General features: G+C 47.4%; 12 protein-coding genes. 7 read left to right on the top strand and 5 right to left on the bottom strand.

The genetic code is table 11. The features are described 5' to 3' along the window. Nucleotides 1-290: 290 nt before the first annotated feature. The 3 genes from PN498_RS12910 to PN498_RS12900 all read right to left on the bottom strand — a co-directional run bounded on the left by PN498_RS12910 (nt 291) and on the right by PN498_RS12900 (nt 3,182). Nucleotides 291-1,394 carry a tetratricopeptide repeat protein gene (locus PN498_RS12910; protein WP_272063211.1) on the bottom strand — a complete coding sequence of 368 codons (1,104 nt, stop codon included), beginning with the start codon at nt 1,392-1,394 and terminating at the stop codon, nt 291-293. Between the two features lie 433 nt (nt 1,395-1,827). Beyond that, nucleotides 1,828-2,727: a DUF6492 family protein gene (locus PN498_RS12905; RefSeq protein WP_272063210.1), complete on the bottom strand. Its 900-nt coding sequence runs from the start codon at nt 2,725-2,727 to the stop codon at nt 1,828-1,830. A 119-nt stretch (nt 2,728-2,846) separates the two neighbouring features. Continuing rightward, nucleotides 2,847-3,182 carry a hypothetical protein gene (locus tag PN498_RS12900; RefSeq protein ID WP_272063209.1) on the bottom strand — a complete coding sequence of 112 codons (336 nt, stop codon included), beginning with the start codon at nt 3,180-3,182 and terminating at the stop codon, nt 2,847-2,849. A 573-nt stretch (nt 3,183-3,755) separates the two neighbouring features. Here PN498_RS12900 and ylqF point away from each other — a divergent pair. The 4 genes from ylqF to PN498_RS12880 all read left to right on the top strand — a co-directional run bounded on the left by ylqF (nt 3,756) and on the right by PN498_RS12880 (nt 9,626). Further along, on the top strand, nt 3,756-4,616 hold the full coding sequence (gene ylqF, locus PN498_RS12895) for a ribosome biogenesis GTPase YlqF (RefSeq protein WP_272063208.1): 861 nt from the start codon (nt 3,756-3,758) through the stop codon (nt 4,614-4,616). Between the two features lie 346 nt (nt 4,617-4,962). Further along, nucleotides 4,963-6,198, top strand: coding sequence for a glycosyltransferase family 4 protein (locus tag PN498_RS12890; protein ID WP_272063253.1), 1,236 nt, complete (start codon nt 4,963-4,965; stop codon nt 6,196-6,198). A 123-nt stretch (nt 6,199-6,321) separates the two neighbouring features. Next, nucleotides 6,322-8,301, top strand: a complete 1,980-nt coding sequence (locus tag PN498_RS12885; RefSeq protein WP_272063207.1) for an ABC transporter ATP-binding protein — start codon at nt 6,322-6,324, stop codon at nt 8,299-8,301. A gap of 326 nt (nt 8,302-8,627) precedes the next feature. Further along, nucleotides 8,628-9,626, top strand: coding sequence for an Npun_R2821/Npun_R2822 family protein (locus PN498_RS12880; protein WP_334312253.1), 999 nt, complete (start codon nt 8,628-8,630; stop codon nt 9,624-9,626). A 57-nt stretch (nt 9,627-9,683) separates the two neighbouring features. On the opposite strand, the gene PN498_RS12875 is transcribed toward PN498_RS12880, so the two are convergent. Continuing rightward, a complete protein-coding gene (locus PN498_RS12875; protein ID WP_272063206.1) occupies nt 9,684-10,163 on the bottom strand; it encodes a GNAT family N-acetyltransferase in 480 nt (159 codons plus the stop codon). A gap of 529 nt (nt 10,164-10,692) precedes the next feature. Between PN498_RS12875 and secA the strand changes: the two genes are divergently transcribed. The 3 genes from secA (at nt 10,693) to PN498_RS12860 (ending at nt 17,631) form a co-directional block, all read left to right on the top strand. Further along, entirely contained in the window at nt 10,693-13,479 is a 2,787-nt protein-coding gene (secA, locus tag PN498_RS12870) for a preprotein translocase subunit SecA (protein WP_272063205.1), read from the top strand. 12 nt (nt 13,480-13,491) lie between these two features. Then, on the top strand, nt 13,492-13,752 hold the full coding sequence (locus PN498_RS12865) for a chlororespiratory reduction protein 7 (protein WP_272063204.1): 261 nt from the start codon (nt 13,492-13,494) through the stop codon (nt 13,750-13,752). Nucleotides 13,753-14,256: 504 nt separating this feature from the next. Then, nucleotides 14,257-17,631 (top strand): PAS domain-containing protein, encoded by a 3,375-nt coding sequence (locus tag PN498_RS12860; protein WP_272063203.1) that lies wholly within the window; start codon nt 14,257-14,259, stop codon nt 17,629-17,631. A gap of 65 nt (nt 17,632-17,696) precedes the next feature. Here PN498_RS12860 and PN498_RS12855 read toward each other — a convergent pair whose 3' ends face one another. Then, complete coding sequence (locus PN498_RS12855) at nt 17,697-19,007, bottom strand: hypothetical protein (protein WP_272063202.1); 1,311 nt, start codon at nt 19,005-19,007, stop codon at nt 17,697-17,699. Between the last annotated feature and the right edge of the window lie 53 nt (nt 19,008-19,060).

Raw genomic sequence — 19,060 nt, 5'->3', positions numbered from 1 at the left:
CTGAGCGGTATACAGTGGGCATTGGTAGCAATCTGCTCCTTACTGCCTTGCTCCCTAACGGCTTAGAACTCTTGACGGACTTACATAGCGACATCCATTTGAGTCGAGCACACCCCATTCCCCGTTCCTTATTCCCTGCTCCCTGAAGACACTGAGATGTACTTAACCAAGTTGCACAGGGCTATATCTTTGTCCGTTAAGGGGGTTCTGAAAATAAAAATACCCGGCTGTGGTGCATTACGCTGCGCTCATGACACCCTATCAGCGGTAAATTCTTTCCTGGAGATCTCCTAAGAGCTGAGCATCTCTGAGGGTTCAAAAGAGCTGAGAACAGGATCGCGCTGAGCTTTCGTTAAATAATTCTGAGCATCCAGCGAGAGTGCTCTTCTGAGGTGTTCTTCTGCCCACTCATGGCGACCCAAGACAGCGTAGCAACCTGCCTGGTGGAAAAATGCCAAAGGATGACTTGGAATAATAGCTAAAGCTTTTTCAAAGGCCGCGATCGCCTCTTCTGGTTCAGATAATTGTCGTAGGACAATGCCTAGTGCTAGCCAACTGTCAGCATGATTTGCTTGTCTCCTCAGTGCTTCTCGAAACGCATCGTGAGCCTCTGGATATTGATTCAAGCGAGTGAGAATAAGCCCTTTATGAAACCACAAATTAGCGTCTTTAGGTTTGATGAAGATGGCTTCTTCTAAATACTCTAAAGCGATTTGATCATGTCCTTGCTGCTGTAGCAAATAGGCATAACAGTCAAACAACCGAGCATCATTCCATCCCCTAACAATCCAGGGCTGCACACAGGAGAGCGCTTCGTCATGGCGATGACAATCAATAAAAACCCGCGCCAGTGCCAGATAGGCTTCGCGATTGCCCGGCGCATGAGCAATCGCAGCATGCAAACAAGCGATCGCTTCGTCATACTGCTGCAGGCGATAAACGGCTAATCCCTTGGCATGCCAAAGCCGACTGTCCGCAGGTGATATTGTTAGGGCGTAGTCATAGCTCTCAATTGCTTGCGTATATTCACCGAGCTGGTAGAGCACTCTGCCGCGTCGCCGCCAAACATTTGTATAGCCAGGTGCAAGATTGAGTGCATGATCATAGGCATCGACCGCTTCTTGGGGCTGTCCTGCCGCTGCTAACGCGCTAGCGTAATTGCACCAAGCCTTCGCGTCCTGAGGGTCGATGAACAGAGATTTCTTGTAGCTGGCGATCGCCTCTGCATAACGCTCCAGTCGCGCTAAATAATAGCCGTGCTGCTGCCAAAGCTCGGCGGTATATTCCCCCTTAGCCAACAATTTCTCGCAATGCGCTAGCCGATGCTGCAACGCAGCTTCCGAGAGAAAATTGCCATTGGAGAATAAATCGTTACCGTTCATCGATGACAGCACCCAAAAGTTGCTGAAAGCAAGCTTTGAAAGAAGCCTCTATTGTTAACGAAGAGGATGGGCTAACTGGACAACGCCAGCTTATAAAGAACGTCAAGACTTTTAATCTAGATAAAAATCATGACGCTGTAAAGCTCAACTTCGAATCTGCTTTCGCAATTTACTCACAAATTTCCACTAGTCTAGCTGCTCTTTATCGTATACCAAGCCGAGAGCGATTGAAGTAATCAGTAGCACTGAAACTTTCAAAAACCAAGGCTTTCAATTCTCTAGCAACAAAAAATGAATGAAACTTCGACAAAAATTGCCAACAAGAATCGAAGCATATCAATCGCAATCATTAACTAGAGAAATTGCACGCTCTTTTAGCTGTATCTCCAGAATTTCATCTCCTTCTGTGCTTATATAGCCATCTCATTAAGCCAGAAGGAAACATCTATACGGAGAGGGATTTTTGCGTAGATTGTGACCACAAAGCTTCAACCTGATCGCGGTATCGCTCGACAGGAATACCGTCTTTAGAATGAATCATTACGCCCACATGACTGTCTTTAAGATCCCCAAAAAAGTCATCAACCTCAGATTGTGTTGATAGGGGTATAGACCATGAGGGCTTTACTAATTCAGTGTCAAATAGAAAATGGTTGGCAGATTCGAGTCCCAAAATATAATCCACAAAAATGCCGTATATCATGTATTCAGAAATGGTTCGGTGCTGACAAACAGCACGCATCCAACTGACATTGTTAGTCTTCTCTATGCGATCGAGCATGGCTTTGACATTGTCTCGTCGCCACGCAATGAGATTTGAAATATAGTTGGCGGGTTGAATTTGAACGCTCTCTAGTCCTAGTAGTCTTTGAGAGGCAATGATCCACTTCTGAATGTCTTTACTTTGATAATCAACCTTTAGGAAAGCGACCTGATCGCCTTTCAAAAGATACGAACTCAGGTCAACAGGACGGATGAAGGTATTATCCGAATCACAGAAAACAGCAACATCTTCATCAATCGCGTCGAATATTGACATCTTCACAAGTTGCTGCATGATCCAGTTTCGGACGGGCAATGTCCGTAAACTCATCCACCATTTGTTGAGTCCAGAAACTCTAAACATCCAGGATGGAAGCAAATCCTCCACGACTCGTAATGACGACCTAGAAGAGACGAGTGGCTTAAACAAAGCAACATCGCGCCGGTCAACGATGATGTAGTGATGGACGTCATCGGTAAGACAACGCTCAACTGATTCAACTAATAACTTACATCGTTCAAAATCGGGAGCATAACTCAGCGTAATTAACGCAATTTTTGAATCGGTTTGGGCTTGTTTCATACAACTGGATTTACTAAACAACTTCTTTGCCAGTCTATTGAATCAGTACTAAAAAAGTGTGTAGGTAATAGAAAACACCTGCACACTTTACAAACACTTAGCTCCGTATAAAAAAGAGCCTAAGAGTTAGGTACCGTTTCACATCCACCTGCACCATCCACGCGTTTAGCTACTTGTTCAGCACGAGCTAGAATAGATTCTGCATCAGGGTTATATTTTAGAACAACTGTGTCTCCTTTTTGGGCTACCCAGAGGCCAACATCATCGGAAATGCCCGCATCGTCTAGGGCTTTAGCGACACGTTTGGCCAGTCCACTTTCGTCAAACTTACCGTCCAACCCCACTTTCTCAGGTGGAATTGAATTATCCTTCGCAGCTTTCGCGACAGAGATCTGAGGCGCAGCTTTTGCCTTCTCTTCCTCTTTTTTCCCAAACAGCCTACCTAAAAAACCCATATAAAGTCCTCCAGAAAATGTCAAAGAATCATCAATAGCAGTCTTTCCTTAGGCATAAATTCTTCTGTATTCCTTTTGGAAAGCTAGGAGCATCAATCCACACAATACTATTGATGAAGATTTAAGATCCAGTAAAGAATAGTAGTTGATTTTGTCCTTTTCCGGATATAACTCTGGGTATAATTTATCGCTAATGCTGGGATCGATAATCGTTTCTTTTCACGGTCTGAAGCTTGGTGAAACAATATCTCCTGTTCCTTTTGGAAGGGGCATTTTGAACGCCTACAGCCCACTAAAAAAGGAATATGCCTTTCGTATTTGCATTGTGTAGAGTAGGTCTGCGAGCAAACCTATAGGAGCACAGTACTGATTAACTGCGTTGGCAAGTTACAATCTTGGCCTACACCAATATTGTCAAGAATCGATGTCGGTGAAGGTTGTGTGTTCGAACTCTCCTGAAGTTTGCCAGTTTTCAGGACTCTTCACGGATATCTCAAGATTTGAGACCAGGGGCCTGAATCAGGGCGATCGCACCGGTTTTCTTTTTATTTCTAGTACTGACCCTTCTTTGCAATGACACCTGCTATCCAGTGGTACCCCGGCCATATTGCTAAAGCGGAGAGGTCTCTGCTAGAGCAGTTGAAGCGAGTCGATGTGATCCTAGAAGTAAGAGATGCCCGCATTCCCCTAGCGACGTGTCATCCTCAGATTGGCAATTGGGTAGGAAGCAAGGAGAAAATTCTCGTCGTCAATCGAGTCGATATGATTTCGGCCCAGGCCAGAACAGCTTGGGAGACTTGGTTTAGGGATCAGGGCGATACACCCTATTTTGCGAATGCTCAACAGGGAAAGGGGGTTGCCGGTATTGCCAAAGCGGCTAAGTCTGCGGGGACGAGTATGAACCAACGGCGACGGAATCGCGGCATGCGTCCCAGAGCAGTTCGCGCTGTTGTTATCGGCTTTCCCAACGTAGGAAAGTCGGCTCTCATCAATCGTTTACTGAATCGCAAAGTGGTTGATAGTGCTCGTAAGCCTGGCGTTACTCGTCAGCTTCGCTGGATTCGTATCTCTGACGACCTTGAGCTACTAGATGCCCCTGGTATCCTTCCTGCCCAGTTAAAGGATCAGAAAGCCGCCCTTAGGCTAGCGATTTGCGATGACATTGGACAAGCTGCCTACGATAACCAAAGAATTGCTGCTAGTCTCGTTGACCTGTTCAAATCTTTAGAGAATCAAGCGACAGATGCAGCTTATATAGAGGCTTTGCACGATCGCTATGGAATTGCTCTAGCGGACCAAACAGGCGAATCTTATTTACAACAAATGGCTGAGATTCGCTATCAAGGCGATCGCGAGCGTGCAGCCCGTAGTCTGCTTCATGATTATCGAGTCGGTCATTTGGGCAATCTTCCTCTTGAATGGCCGCCTGCCTAACGTCAATCCCATTCTTAAAGATCTACTTTCGATGAGTGTGAGGATGAGCAGGAATATCGTTTTTCATTAACTGTCCGGGTATTCTCACTAGAGGAAAGTAGCGGTTTGTAGAACCTTTATCGTGTTTATCAGGGACAGGACTGACGTCGTGAAGGTTGGTTCCGGATCCTATCTGCCAACCCTACGAGGGTCAGTTTCCAATAATTCCTCTTCTAAAGGGATTTGGAAGCAAAATGCGTAGGTTCTGAGGCAAAAGCAAGCCCCCTTAGCAGCCATTTGCTCATTGTGCTTGGCGATCGCACTGCACAATGCTGAAACGATTGAACCCAATCCGACTCTGGAAACGATGACAACTGCCCTTACTAAGCCTGATCAACGATCAGCATCCCCACGTATCTCAATCTTGGTCAGCGATCTTTCCAGCAAAGGTGCCGGACGTTGGTCAGGTGCAGTACGTCCATTTTTGCTCGCTAAAGCTATTCAGCAGGCTGGATATACGCCAGAAATTATTGGGTTCAGCCACGAGACTTCCCTAAAAGGGACGTCGGATGATATTCCTATTCGCATCATTCCGCTTCAGCAAGGCGTTCACCTGTGGCGTTCCGCTCGTCAGATGTTGCGATCGCTGACGGGTGATTTGATCTATGCCTATAAGCTCAAGCCAGGCAGCTTCGGACTCGCATTGCTCCATCGACAGCGTCACCACAAACCCTTACTGCTTGATATTGATGATTGGGAATTGAGTTGGCACGGAGGAGATAGCTGGCGCTATCGGCCTACCCCCAAACAATTGTTCAGAGATACCTTTAAGACAGGTGGAGCGCTGCGAAATCCAGAACATCCCCTCTATCTCCAATGGATGGAAAAGTGGACGGATCGTGCCGATCACATCACAACGCACAATTTGTTTTTGCAAAATCGGTTTGGGGGCACTTATTTACCCAACGGTAAAGATACGGAGTTGTTCGATCCTGACCAATATGATCCCGAAACCTGCCGTGCAGCTTTGGGGCTTTCGGATTATCGAGTCCTGATGTTTCCAGGTGCGCCCAGACCCTACAAAGGCGTCGAAGATGTCTTGACGGCCCTTGATCGCTTAAACCAGCCTGACTTACGACTCGTCATTGTCGGTGGTAGTCCCTATGATGACTACGATAAGCATCTTCGTCAGCGGTGGGGGCGGTGGCTTATTCAGTTGCCCAAAGCCAAGTATGAAGATATGCCCCGACATATTGCAGCTGCTCACATCGTGGTAGTTCCACAGCGAGATGATCCCGCAACAAGAGCACAATTTCCCCTCAAATTAACGGACGGGATGTCAATGGCAAAGCCTATTGTAGCGAGTCATGTGGGGGATATCCCCAACATTCTGGGCCAAACAGGTTATTTAGTGGAGCCTAATGCGCCTCAGCAACTTGCAGAAAAAATTGACCATGTTTTTGCGTCCTATTCTTCCGCTTTAGAAAAAGCAAAGCTTGCTCGTTTTCGGTGCCAGCAAAATTTTAGTATTCTCAACATGAGTCACACTCTAAAGCCCCTGCTCGACTCCTACTTGGTCAAGCACAACGTCACAGCTAGTTAGATTAAGCCCTCAAATTTATTTTAGTTAATTTTGAAGAAAACTCGGAAATTAATGACTAGTATCGTAAGCGGCAAAAAACGATCTTATGCATTTGATCGGAAGCAGAATTCTCAGAATGAATTCATGCTTAAGTTAGCTAGACAATTTCCAGGAAGAATTTTTCTCAGCGTTCTTCTCGGCTTTTCTGGAGCTTTATTTAACGGAATTAACATTGCTCTAATTTTTCCTATTTTATTACAGCTGTTAGGGCAAGAAGCTCAATATCAAAGCCTACCCAAGCTATTGCAGTATTTGACCCAACCGTTTGAAGCCGTTCCTGAGCAATATCGCTTGACTGTCATGCTCTTGGCAATTTTAGGAACGATTGTTTTGAAAGGGATGGTCACTTATCTCAATACGCTGACGAATGTATCGCTTCGACGAGGTTTGGTTAATACCGTTCGAGCCAATGGTTTTAGGATGCTAATGGATGTCGATCTGGCTTATTTTGACCAGATGCAAATTGGAGACATCACCCGCCGCCTCAATGTCGAAGTCAATCGAGCTGTGAACGCTATCATCTCTTATGTCAAAGCCATCAATGTTGTTATCACTATCCTAGTTTTTCTGGGGATTTTAGTTTCGCTTTCGTGGCCACTAACCATCGCTGCAACCTTGGTTGCAACTGCCACACTGCTTCCCAGTCAGCTATACAATCGTCGAGCTAAAAAGCTAGGCCGTCAACTCAGCGAAGCGAATCGTGCCATCTCAGTTCATCTCTTAGAAGTTCTGAATGGCATGCGCCTTATTAGAACTGTAGGGACTGAGAATCGAGAATATCAAAAGCTTGTTCACCTGATTTTTTCTCAAGAAAAAACAGAATTTAAGAGTCAGATGAATGCGGCTGCGATTGGGCCTATTAATGAAATTACAGGAATTGTTTCGGTCATCCTCATTATTCTCTTTGCCAGAATATTTTTTGCTGACAAGGTAGATGCCTTTTCAGCGGTTCTTCTGGTCTATTTGGTGATTCTGTTTCGGATGCTGCCTTTTGTGGGGCAGCTCAACGCAATTCGCAATCAGCTGGGCAATTCTTCCGCCAGTGTTGAAGTCATGCAAGACTTTATCAGCCTCGATAACAAACCTTTTATGCTTCGAGGACAAACGTGCTTTCAAGGACTTGAACACAACATTGAATTTAAGGATATTACCTTTCACTACCCTAGCCATGAAAAGCTTGTGCTCAGCCAAGTGAGCTTGACTTTGCCAAAAGGTCAAACGCTTGCATTAGTGGGTAGTTCTGGTTCTGGAAAGTCTACGTTGGCGGATCTTCTAGCCCGTTTCTATGACCCAACTGCGGGCTGCATCATGATTGATGGTGTTGATATGAAGATGTTTGACTTGGCAAGTTTGCGTCGGTCAATGGGAGTGGTCAGCCAGGATACCTTTTTGTTCAATGAGACCGTGCGGAATAATATCTGCTACCCCAAGCCAGACGCTAGCGATCAGGCTATCTTTGCAGCGGCGAAGCGGGCAAATGCCTACGATTTCATCCTAGAGCTGCCGCAGCAGTGGGATACCTTAATTGGCGATCGCGGTGTCATGCTATCAGGTGGACAACGTCAAAGATTGGCGATCGCCCGAGCTATTCTCCAAGATCCTGAAATTTTGATTCTGGATGAAGCCACGAGTGCTTTAGACACGGTTTCAGAACGCTTAGTGCAGCAGGCGATCGATGAACTCAGCCATGACCGCACGATCCTCGTCATTGCTCACCGACTCTCCACTGTCCGTAATGCGGATCAGATAGCCGTAATGGACCAGGGAAAAGTAGTGGAAGTTGGCACTCATGAAGAACTGCTTAGCCTAGGTGGAAAGTATCGTGAACTCTGTGAAATGCAATTTGGCGATCAGCTTTTGACCACCAAGAAAGGGGGACAAAAGCTGTCTGAAACGTCTTATTATGCGCGCACTAACCTGAATTCTATGCTGGGGGCTTTAAGCCTTATCTCTGATAATTTGCTGGAAACTGATGAAGAACGAGAACTCGTTTTAGATGATATTCAGCGATCGGCACAGAATATTCTTGAGGCACTCAAAGTGCTTGAAAATCAAGACTATTAAGTTTGATCCATAAAAATGAGAAAACCAAGACTCGTAACTCCTAGCGTCTATTTCCATAACGTCATTAATTGAAGATTTAAGGGCATACTTCTTTTAACTAGATTGTTTTAACTGTGCTATGGATACCTGATTGCTGTCTAAAAGTTTTTGACCGCCTGAGCTATCACTTTAGTTATCTAGACTAGTGCACCTAATAGCATCTGGTGCTAAGCATATCGCCAGATGGTTTGCCGTCTTGACCTAACGAAACTGGCGACGGCTATATCTAGAACCAATTTAGTTCCAAAAACAGTGGAATCCTAATAACTTTTCAGGAGAAAGTCCCAATGATAGACGGCATTTGTACGCTGGGTAATGACAACGTATATGACCAAATTGTTGCCCTTCTGAATAGTATTGAAGTTCATGCTGGCAAATCTTTTCCAGTTTGTATTTATCCTTACGACGATCGCTTAGATAAGTTAAGACAGCTAGCGGCATCTCGTCCTCACCTACATCTATTCGAGGAGAAAGCGATCATTGAACGTTGGGACCAATGGGTCCATCAAATATGGAGCCATCATCCCACAGCAGCTGAAAAATGGTTGGCGATCAATGGAAAATCTGGCATTCACCGAATGGGAACCCATCGCCGTTTCTGTGCCTTTGAAGGTCCTTTTGATCGCTTCATATACATGGACGCCGATACGCTTTTGCTGAGCTCTCCTGAGACCATTTTCAAAGCATTAGATTATGTCGATTGGGTAACCTATGACTTTCAGTACAAAAACCTGAGTCATGTTTTCGATCTAAGTTCCCCCAAACTCAAAAGCCTTTTCTCTGAAAAAGCGCTGGAGATGAAAACGTTTTGTTCAGGTTTCTATGGTGCCAAGTTAGGTGCCGTTGCTCAAGACGATATTGAATGGTATCTTCAGCGTCTTGCTCAGGGGGAAGCTGAAGTCCTTTATCCGATGGCTCCTGATCAGACCATTCTGAACTACTTTGTCCTCCGACGGCCCATAGAATCGGCTAACTTGGCGATCGCTTTATCGAGGGAAGAACGTACGGGTAATTCTGTGACCTCAACTCATTTTGAGGAACGGGATAACGTCGTTTTTGATGGCGATCTGCGGCTGCTTTACCTACACTACATTGGCATTTCCTCAAAGCTGATCGCTCGTTTGTGCGAAGGTGAGAATCTCGATATTCCTTATCGCAATACTTTTCTCCACTATCGCTATTTACATGCTCCCCAGCAGCGTCCAAGCTTTGAAGGTCCTCTGGTCAGCACTGAGCCAACGAAGCCCAGCTTGGGACGCCGGATTTTAAGAAAGTTGAGTTCCTAAACCATCAAGGTGAAGGGTTGTCTTGAGGGAGACTGCTTACTCCGAAGCTCATAAACTCTAGCCTTTGGAAGATGCAACGCCTGATTCAACAACTGTGAAATCGGGCACGGGTTCAATTTCTTGATGAAACAGAACCATCGTAGTTGTTTCATTCTCTTGAAATCCAATGCGTTTATAAAACGCTTGCTGGCGGGTTGTCATCAGGTAAACGCGCTCGATTCGGCTCATGTGGGGATGTCCCAAAACCGTTTGTACAAGTTTGCGTCCGAGACCAGCACCCTGATAGTTAGGGTGAATCACCACATCCCAAATGGTGGCGCGATAAATGCCATCAGATGTTGCGCGAGCAAACCCAATAAGCTCGTTGCTGTCCCAAGCAATAACAACCGGATGGCTGTGAGCGATCGCAATAGCCATATCTTCCGAAGCGCGCTCACAGGCCCAGAAAGCAGCTGCTTCAAATAGGCCGATGAGCTGATTCAGCTGATCAGTCTCCAGAAAGTCAACATACTGAAACTGAATGTTGCTGCAGTCCATAGAAAATTGTCCAAATATTGTCTGACAAGCAAAAATGACGCAATGATGCCAGCGAAGCTAACCATCGCTAGAGCAGAAGACTGGCGCTAGATCGATTTGGACATGGGGAAAGCCGCCCAAACTCTAAGATCAAACGCCGTATCTTCGTCGTCGTGTGCTCAGCCGTCCTCGGCAAAGTCTCAAAAAGCCTAGTCTTCGTGCTGATACGCCAGTCACCCCAAAACGGTCCATCAGAAGCCCAAAGGACCTCCCTACCGTCTTCGTTGAAGCATTGGAGAAGAAATGGCGCACTCGCAAACCCTGATCTTTAAAACTTGAATGTTCAGACTGAACACATTTAAGCACGAATTTTAGAGGGAGGGCTTAAAACATCTTGAAAAGTCAGCGTTCTCTGATTTATAGAGTCAGGTGGTAGTATCGATTTAATGTAGTAAAGGTGATTTCAGTTGAAGGTGCGGCGATCGCCCCTTGTGCAGCCTTGAAATTTTCGTTTTACTAAAGATTCAGTTAATTAATCGTCTCCGGACATATGCTCAAAGCACTGCTTGGTGATCCAAACGTTCGCAAACTCAAGCGCTACAAACCTGACGTAGTGGAAATCAACCTGCTGGAAGAAGACATCCAGCCGTTGTCAGATGAAGAACTAACCGCTAAGACGGGTGAGTTCAAGCAGCGTTTGGAGAAAGGTGAGTCTCTAGATGACCTTCTTCCTGAAGCTTTTGCAGTGGTGCGAGAAGCGTCTAAGCGCGTTCTAGGGATGCGCCACTTCGATGTTCAGATGATTGGTGGCATGGTGCTCCACGAGGGGCAGATTGCCGAGATGAAGACGGGTGAGGGTAAAACACTGGTGGCCACCCTACCTAGCTATCTCAACGCGCTGACAGGCAAGGGTGCCCACGTTGTTACGGTGAACGACTATCTAGCCCGACGGGACGCCGAGTGGATGGGACAGGTTCACCGCTTTCTGGGATTGAATGTGGGGCTGATTCAGCAGGGGATGAGTCCGACTGAGCGGAAGAAGAACTACGCCTGCGATATTACTTACGGCACCAACAGCGAATTTGGCTTTGACTACTTGAGGGACAATATGGCAACGGCGATCGCCGATGTTGTTCAGCGTCCTTTCAATTTCTGCGTCATTGACGAAGTTGACTCCATCCTGATCGATGAAGCTCGGACACCTTTGATCATCTCAGGTCAGGTTGAACGTCCGAGTGAAAAATATACTCAGGCCGCAGAAGTAGCAGCGGCTCTCAATGGTGAAGATCACTACGAAACCGATGAGAAGGCCCGCAATGTATTGCTCACCGATGAGGGTTTTATCCGAGCTGAGGAACTGTTAGGCGTACAAGACTTGTTCGACCCGAAAGATCCTTGGGCGCACTACGTTTTCAATGCTATCAAGGCCAAGGAACTGTTTACTAAAGATGTCAACTACATTGTTCGCAATGGCGAAGTTGTCATCGTGGATGAATTTACTGGGCGGGTGATGCCGGGCCGTCGCTGGAGTGATGGACTGCACCAAGCCATTGAGGCCAAAGAGCACACTGAAATTCAGCCTGAAACCCAGACTCTAGCCAGCATTACTTATCAAAACTTCTTCTTGCTGTATCCTAAGTTGTCCGGTATGACAGGGACAGCCAAAACGGAAGAAGCGGAATTTGAAAAGATCTACGACCTAGAAGTCACTGTCATCGAGACCAATAAGCCTTCTCGGCGGCGGGACTTGGCTGACGTGGTTTATAAAACTGAGATGGCGAAGTGGAAGGCTGTTGCCAGCGAATGTGCTGAAATGCACGAAGCGGATCGCCCAGTTTTGGTTGGAACCACAAGTGTTGAAAAGTCGGAATTGCTATCGACTCTGCTAGCAGAACAGGAAATTCCCCATAATCTGCTGAACGCAAAGCCAGAGAATGTAGAGCGGGAAGCTGAGATTGTCGCACAGGCGGGTCGAGGTGGGGCCGTCACGATCGCCACCAACATGGCAGGACGCGGAACAGATATTATCTTGGGTGGTAACGCCGACTACATGGCGCGTCTGAAGATTCGGGAATACTTGCTGCCGCGAATTGTGAAGCCCGAAGAAGATGACATGATGGTTTCGGTCCCCGGTACTAAGGGACGAACTAAATCTCAAGGCTTTGGAGACACTAAGAAGAAAGTGAAGACTTGGAAGGCTTCACCCGATATTTTCCCGACTGAGCTTTCCAATGAGGCGGAAAGGGCTTTGAAAGAAGCCGTGGATTTTGCGGTCGAAACCTATGGCGATCGCAGTTTACCGGAGTTGGAAGCTGAGGAAAAAGTGGCGATCGCGGCAGAGAAAGCACCCACTGACGATCCGGTTGTCGAAAAACTGCGAGACGTTTACACACTAATTTTGTCGGAGTACGAGCGCTTCACTGACGCCGAACACGACAAAGTGATTGAACTAGGTGGACTGCACGTTATTGGTACAGAACGTCACGAATCTCGTCGGGTTGACAATCAACTGCGGGGTCGGGCTGGACGACAGGGCGACCCAGGCTCTACTCGATTCTTCCTGAGTTTGGAAGATAACCTGCTGCGGATTTTTGGGGGCGATCGTGTTGCTGGTCTGATGAACATGTTCCGCGTTGAAGAGGACATGCCCATCGAATCGGGAATGCTGACGCGCTCGCTCGAAGGCGCTCAGAAGAAAGTCGAAACCTACTACTACGACATTCGTAAACAGGTATTCGAATACGACGAAGTGATGAACAACCAGCGGCGAGCCATTTATGCTGAACGGCGGCGCGTCCTAGAAGGGCAAGACCTAAAGGAATTAGTTATCTCTTATGCTGAACGCACGATGGATGACATCGTGGAAGCCTACATCAACCCTGAGCTGCCATCCGAGGAATGGAAGCTGCCTGAAATGGTTGAGAAGGTGAAGGAATTTGTTTACCTGCTGTCTGACATGGAGCCAGAGCAGCTAGAGGATCTTTCGATTGGGGAGATCAAGACGTTTCTGCATGAGCAGGTCCGCACGGCTTACGACATGAAAGAGGCTCAGGTAGACCAAATGAAGCCGGGTTTGATGCGAGAAGCTGAGCGCTTCTTCATCCTTCAGCAAATTGATACCCTTTGGCGAGAACATCTTCAGCAGATGGATGCCCTGCGAGAAACGGTAGGTCTGCGAGGATATGGACAGAAGGATCCCCTCATCGAATACAAGAGTGAAGGCTATGAGGTCTTCCTGGATATGATGACGGGCATCCGACGAAATGTTGTCTACACCCTGTTCCAGTTCCAGCCTCAAGCCCAACCTCAAGTCAAGACCTCTCAGGAAGTTGGTTAGTGGAATCCCATCATGCCTGACTACTCATTGATGTATGAAGAAGAATACTTCGTTCTGCTCATGCCGGGAGAAGAGGAGCAGATTTTAACGGCTGAGGAACTTCGCCAAAAGCTTGAGCAAATATTGAGCGATCGCCAATCTAATCTCCCTCGCGACCTGGCGAAGTTTTCCTCTATTCAGGAGCAGGCCAAGTATTTGATTGCCACTGCTTGTGACTTTGAACTGCGGCCTGGTCAGGCAATGCAGTGGTTCGCAATTCGCTTAGAAAAATAGCAGCAAACCATTAAGGCGGCTTTAATAGCCGTCATCAGTTTCGTTAGGCCAAGACGGTGAGCTATCGGGCTATGAGTCAAGCACCTAGTACACTGCGGCAGGAATAGGCTCACCATTTAAAACACTGAGAAAGCTTATCTGCCTTAGTTTTGTAGAGCTTTGCTCTTCTCGCAGAGTATTTTGAATTTTGAATTCCGCGTAGCGGTACCAGACGCTATCGGGTTACACAAGTCTAGATGGCCAGAGCTATAGCAAAGTAGCCCGCAGCAACGATGCTGGCTGAGAGAATAACATCCCCCATGAGATAGATTCAGCACTATTTAGAAGATGGTAAAAGTAAATGACGTGTATGTATCTTGAGCTATAGCCCTCGCCAGTTCCGTTAGGCCAAGGCGGTCAGCCATTCGGCTATGCGCTAAGTTGAGTAGCTTCTAGGCGTACTAAGTTAAATGGCTAACGCTATATCTTGGCAAATAACTAGTCTCTGGAGACTCAAATAACACTATGACTAGGCTTGACCGGACTATTCTGGTTATTGGTAGCGCTCAAACACTCACCGAAAGCTATGAGCGTTTCTTACAACAAGACTCCACCATTTCCTATCGACTAGTTGAGGTGCAGCGGCATAGTCTTTCCTTAGCAGAACGCCGATTCCATGAGGTCAATGTCGTTCTAATAGAAGCTTTTTCTAAGCAAGACAGCCTAGACCTGCTGGCTCAGATCAAAGTCTATTGGAAAGCAATACGTCCTCCAATTATCGTCATTGGCGACGAGGATATTCAAACGGCAGTGGCAGTCATTAAAGCGGGTGCAGCTGACTATCTCGTCAAAGATCAATTGACGCCGGACAGTCTATGCAACGCACTTCGTACTGCGGTTACAAGCACTGAATTACAGTTCGATCATCTCTCTAATCCAGAACTCTCTGTACTGCCTGCCGGAAATGAGGGTAATTGCTGTGGGGTGTTTTCAGCCATTCGAGATGATGCAGGCGAGATCGTTGATTTTCGGATTGATTATCTCAGTAGCCCAACTGACGGCAATGGAGCGTTGCCTCAGCGACAGTCGCTCGAACCGTTTTCAACGGTGGAAGAAAATAGACTGTTGGAGACTTACTGTCAATCCAAGCAGGCTGAAACAGCGTTGAAAAGCGATGAAAAGAATCTGCGGCGAGTTCTGGACAGCTTGCAAAGCTTTGTTGGTGTGTTGACTCCAGACGGAATTTTGATTGAAGTCAATCAAATGGCTTTAGTATCTGCCTCTCTGCAACCCATTGAAGTCTTGAGTCAACCTTTCGAGCAAACCTATTGGTGGTCTTATGATGCGAGTGTGCAACAGCTTCTCAGAACGGCGATACAGAGGGCTGCAAGTGGAGACAAGGTGCGCTACGACGCCAGGATTCGATTAGGGCCTGATCGGTTCATCACCATTGATTTTGCGTTAGTTCCTTTATTTGATGCCGACGGACAAGTCGAGTATTTAATTCCCTCGGGTGTTGATATCACCGAACGTATTCAGGCAGAAGCTTCATTACAAGAGAATCAGGTCAAATTACGCCAGCAACTCGCTGAGCTAGAAGCCATCTATCAAACAGCCCCCATTGGCCTCGCAGTGTTTGACCGAGACCTCAGGTTTGTGCGGATCAACCAACGATTGGCAGAGATGAACGGTCCGTCAGCTGAGGCCCATCTAGGCTACACCATTCGTGAACTGCTCCCTGATTTGGCCGATGAGGCGGAACAGTTTTTGTTTCCCATTCTTCAAAATGGAGAACCCCTTCTGAACGTTGAAATTGAGGGTGAAACTCCGGCTTCGCCAGGCGTGAAGCGTATCTGGCGGGAAAACTTCGTCCCTTTGAAGGACGGAAATCAAATCATTGGAATTAGTACCGTTTGTGAAGAAGTCACCGATATCAAACGCACTGAGCTAGCTCTGAAGGAAGCTCACATTCAGCTAGAAGCAGCTTTATTGGCAGGGGCTATTTCCACTTGGCGCTGGGACATTGTACACAATCTGGTGACTACGGATAGCAGTTGCGCCGATCTGTTTGGTGTTGACCCCAATCAAGCAAAAACAGGTCTGCCTATCGAAAAGTTTCTAGACGCAATGCACCCCGACGATCGCCCCCAAGTCGAAGCGGACATTAGTCGAGCGATCGTCACTCGTGGAAATTACTCAACGGAGTTTCGGGTTCATAATGCCCGAGGTGAAGAGCGATGGGTTCTAGCACGGGGTCGAGCAGAATATGACTTGGCTGGAAAGGCGATCGCCTTTCCAGGAGCACTGACTGACTTGACGGATCGAAAACGGGTGGAAACTGCGTTAAGTCAATCAGAGGAACGCTATCGTACGCTCTTTGAGTCAATGGAAGACGGTTTCTGCGTCATCGAAGTCTTGTTTGATGATGATAATCAGCCAGTTGACTATCTATTCCTAGAAGTCAATCCTGCATTTGAGCGTCAGACCGGACTTCAGCAAGCAGCCGGTAAGACAGCCCGTCAGTTGGTTCCGAATCTGGAAAGCCATTGGCCTGAAATTTATGGGCGCATCGTGGCTACGGGCGAACCGATGCGCTTTGAAAACGCTGCCGAGGCAATAGATCGTTGGTTTGAGGTGCACGCTTTTCCAATTGCCGCTCCCGAAGATCATAGAGTTGCCGTTTTGTTTAAGGAGATCAGCGCTCGTAAGCAGATTGAAGCCGAAAGGGAGAAATCACTTCAGCGAGAACTAGCCGCTAGAGAAGATGCGGAGCGGGCCAATCGTATTAAAGATGAGTTTTTAGCTATTCTTTCTCACGAACTGCGATCGCCCCTCAACCCGATCTTAGGCTGGGCCAGTCTATTGCAAACCAATCGACTCAGTGCTGAGAAGACAGCTCAAGCCCTTGAAACAATTGAACGAAACGCCAAGCTACAGAGCCAACTAATTGATGATTTATTGGATGTTGCTCGTATTTTACGGGGCAAGCTCAAACTAGAAACCGTCCCCGTCGACCCCATATCCGTTATTGAAGCGGCTCTGGAAACCGTCAAGTCAGCAGCCAAAGCGAAGGAGATCGAGATACACCTAGACTTATCAGACGTGGGACAGATCCAAGGAGATATGGCTAGACTCCAGCAGGTCGTTTGGAATTTATTGTCCAATGCCATCAAGTTCACACCCAATAATGGGCGAATCGAGGTCAAGTTAGTTCGCAAGCGAAAACAGGCGCACATCATTGTGTCAGATACGGGTATCGGAATTCCCCCAGACTTCTTGCCTCACATTTTTGAATCGTTTCGCCAAGAAGATACCTCCATCACCCGTCAGTTTGGTGGATTGGGCTTAGGGCTGGCGATCGTTCGCTATTTGGTAGAAGCTCACGGCGGCAATATCAAAGCCGCTAGTTTAGGCGAAGGGCATGGAGCCACCTTTACAGTTAGTCTCCCGTTGCTGAAAGACTCGTCAACGGCTCAGTTGCCTAGTCGGCTCTCTCAGGAGCAAGTAGATCTCAGCCATGTGCAAGTCGTTGCAGTTGATGACAGTCCTGATTCGTTGGAGATGACGAAAGTCATACTGAGCCAATATGGGGCTGAGGTGATCGTTTTCACGTCTGCCAAAGCGGCCTTGAGCGCACTCGAAACGTTTATCCCAGATATTTTAATCAGTGATATCGGCATGCCTGATATGGATGGTTATGCATTAATTCGACAGCTGCGATCACGCTCGCCCGAACAGGGAGGAACAATTCCTGCGATCGCCCTAACAGCCTATGCTCGTCAAGAAGACTATCAGCACGCGCTCGACAGTGGCTTTCAAAAACACATTACTAAACCCGTACAGCCCGAAACGCTGGCGATCGCTGTTGCAGAGTTAGTTTTGCCAAAAGCAAACCGTTGAGGACAAAATTCAGGGGAGCAGTCTAAGTTATGGCGTCGCCAGTTTCATGTTTGTCCTAAGACCGTTTATTCTGCTGCTTCCTCTTCATCAGCCTCGCTCAACGCCTCACTCTCGTTAAGACGATCCCAGGGAATGGAGGGGTCGGCAGCAATTTTCATCGCAACCTGAGCGGCTCCAACCTGATTAAGATGGCTGGGATCCGCAAAGATATTGTTGCGATCAGGCCATTCTTGGAGCAGGTCTACGACCGTAAATCCACCCGAGCGCGATTCCGTTTCTAGGTATTGCTGAAACTGCTGTTCATAGAAAAGGCGCGTTTCATCAAGGTAGTCAGCGCTAAGCGGAAGATTGACAAAGATCAAGGGAATATCGTTGGCCTGAGCAAAATTAGCGATCGCCCTGAAAGACATAGTCTGCACGCCATCCAAGTTAAATGCCTGGTAAGAAGAATCATACAAGCCCGCAACCCGAGGAAAGTTTTGGTAGTAAACACTGGGTTCAAAGACATCACTGACCCTTAGAAAACCATAGCTATTGATGGTCGTCACTGGTAAAAGACTGTTTTTATCGTCTTCCGAGTCTTCTGAATCGGTTGTTTCCTCCGGGTCATCAATTTTAGGGCGATCGCCAGCCTGCAGTGCAGCATAACCTGGTGATTCTAGAATTCTGGCAAAGGTCCGATCCACTCGACCGCTATTAAAAGAGCGCGATCCGCCCGCCCAAACAATCATTTCCGGCATCTGTTCCTGCGTCAAAAGCTGTCGCAGAATAAAGCTCACGACCTGAGCCGTTGCACCGTTCACGGCAAAGGTATAAGCCCGAGGCGATTCAATTCCTTGCTGGCTGAGACGCTGCTGCAAAATCTGGGGATTCAATCCCTGTAGTGCTCGGGAACTGCCAATGACCAACACATCAGGGGGACCAAACGTTGCTACATAAGATAAATACACCGCCAGCTGTTCATCCAAAACCGGGTTTCCGAGGGTTGGAAACACAGCTGAGGTCCCTGCGGCTTCCGCCCGTTGCAGGGCGATCTCTTGATTCGTTAAATATTCTCTGGTTTTCCGCTGAGCAAAGAGCCATTCGGGGCTATCGGGTGGAACGGCTTGCAGAGCCTGAATTGCTGCGGACCAAGCGATCGCGACAGCACTCCAATCCTCAGGCGTTTCGGCAGACTGAGCCAGATTGGCAGCTCTTATGGCGTTTTCAAAAGCTGTCCCTAGAGGATCTTCTTCAGAGAAAGCCGTTTCTGTCGTTTCATCGCCTGTTGTATCCACGTCGGGAGGTGGGGTTGCTGAACGAGTCAGTTCCAACGTTGCCCCCCAAGCTAGGATGCTGGCCAATATCCATCCCCAAGGCTGCCTGCGCTTTTTCATGGTGCTGCATGGTTTAAGCTGCTAACTCTAGTATCTAGTAGAAAGACGTGCCG

It is taken from the genome of Oscillatoria sp. CS-180, assembly GCF_028330965.1.
GTDB lineage: Bacteria > Cyanobacteriota > Cyanobacteriia > Phormidesmidales > Phormidesmidaceae > Halomicronema.
This window is presented reverse-complemented; position numbering and strand designations above follow the sequence as displayed.

Excerpts from the sequence above, each read along its gene's own strand:
- PN498_RS12905 (WP_272063210.1), bottom strand. The coding sequence starts at position 2,727 with ATGAAACAAGCCCAAACCGATTCAAAAATTGCGTTAATTACGCTGAGT.
- PN498_RS12900 (WP_272063209.1), bottom strand. The coding sequence starts at position 3,182 with ATGGGTTTTTTAGGTAGGCTGTTTGGGAAAAAAGAGGAAGAGAAGGCA.
- ylqF (WP_272063208.1), top strand. The coding sequence starts at position 3,756 with ATGACACCTGCTATCCAGTGGTACCCCGGCCATATTGCTAAAGCGGAG.
- PN498_RS12890 (WP_272063253.1), top strand. The coding sequence starts at position 4,963 with ATGACAACTGCCCTTACTAAGCCTGATCAACGATCAGCATCCCCACGT.
- PN498_RS12885 (WP_272063207.1), top strand. The coding sequence starts at position 6,322 with ATGCTTAAGTTAGCTAGACAATTTCCAGGAAGAATTTTTCTCAGCGTT.
- PN498_RS12880 (WP_334312253.1), top strand. The coding sequence starts at position 8,628 with ATGATAGACGGCATTTGTACGCTGGGTAATGACAACGTATATGACCAA.
- PN498_RS12875 (WP_272063206.1), bottom strand. The coding sequence starts at position 10,163 with ATGGACTGCAGCAACATTCAGTTTCAGTATGTTGACTTTCTGGAGACT.
- secA (WP_272063205.1), top strand. The coding sequence starts at position 10,693 with ATGCTCAAAGCACTGCTTGGTGATCCAAACGTTCGCAAACTCAAGCGC.
- PN498_RS12865 (WP_272063204.1), top strand. The coding sequence starts at position 13,492 with ATGCCTGACTACTCATTGATGTATGAAGAAGAATACTTCGTTCTGCTC.
- PN498_RS12860 (WP_272063203.1), top strand. The coding sequence starts at position 14,257 with ATGACTAGGCTTGACCGGACTATTCTGGTTATTGGTAGCGCTCAAACA.
- PN498_RS12855 (WP_272063202.1), bottom strand. The coding sequence starts at position 19,007 with ATGAAAAAGCGCAGGCAGCCTTGGGGATGGATATTGGCCAGCATCCTA.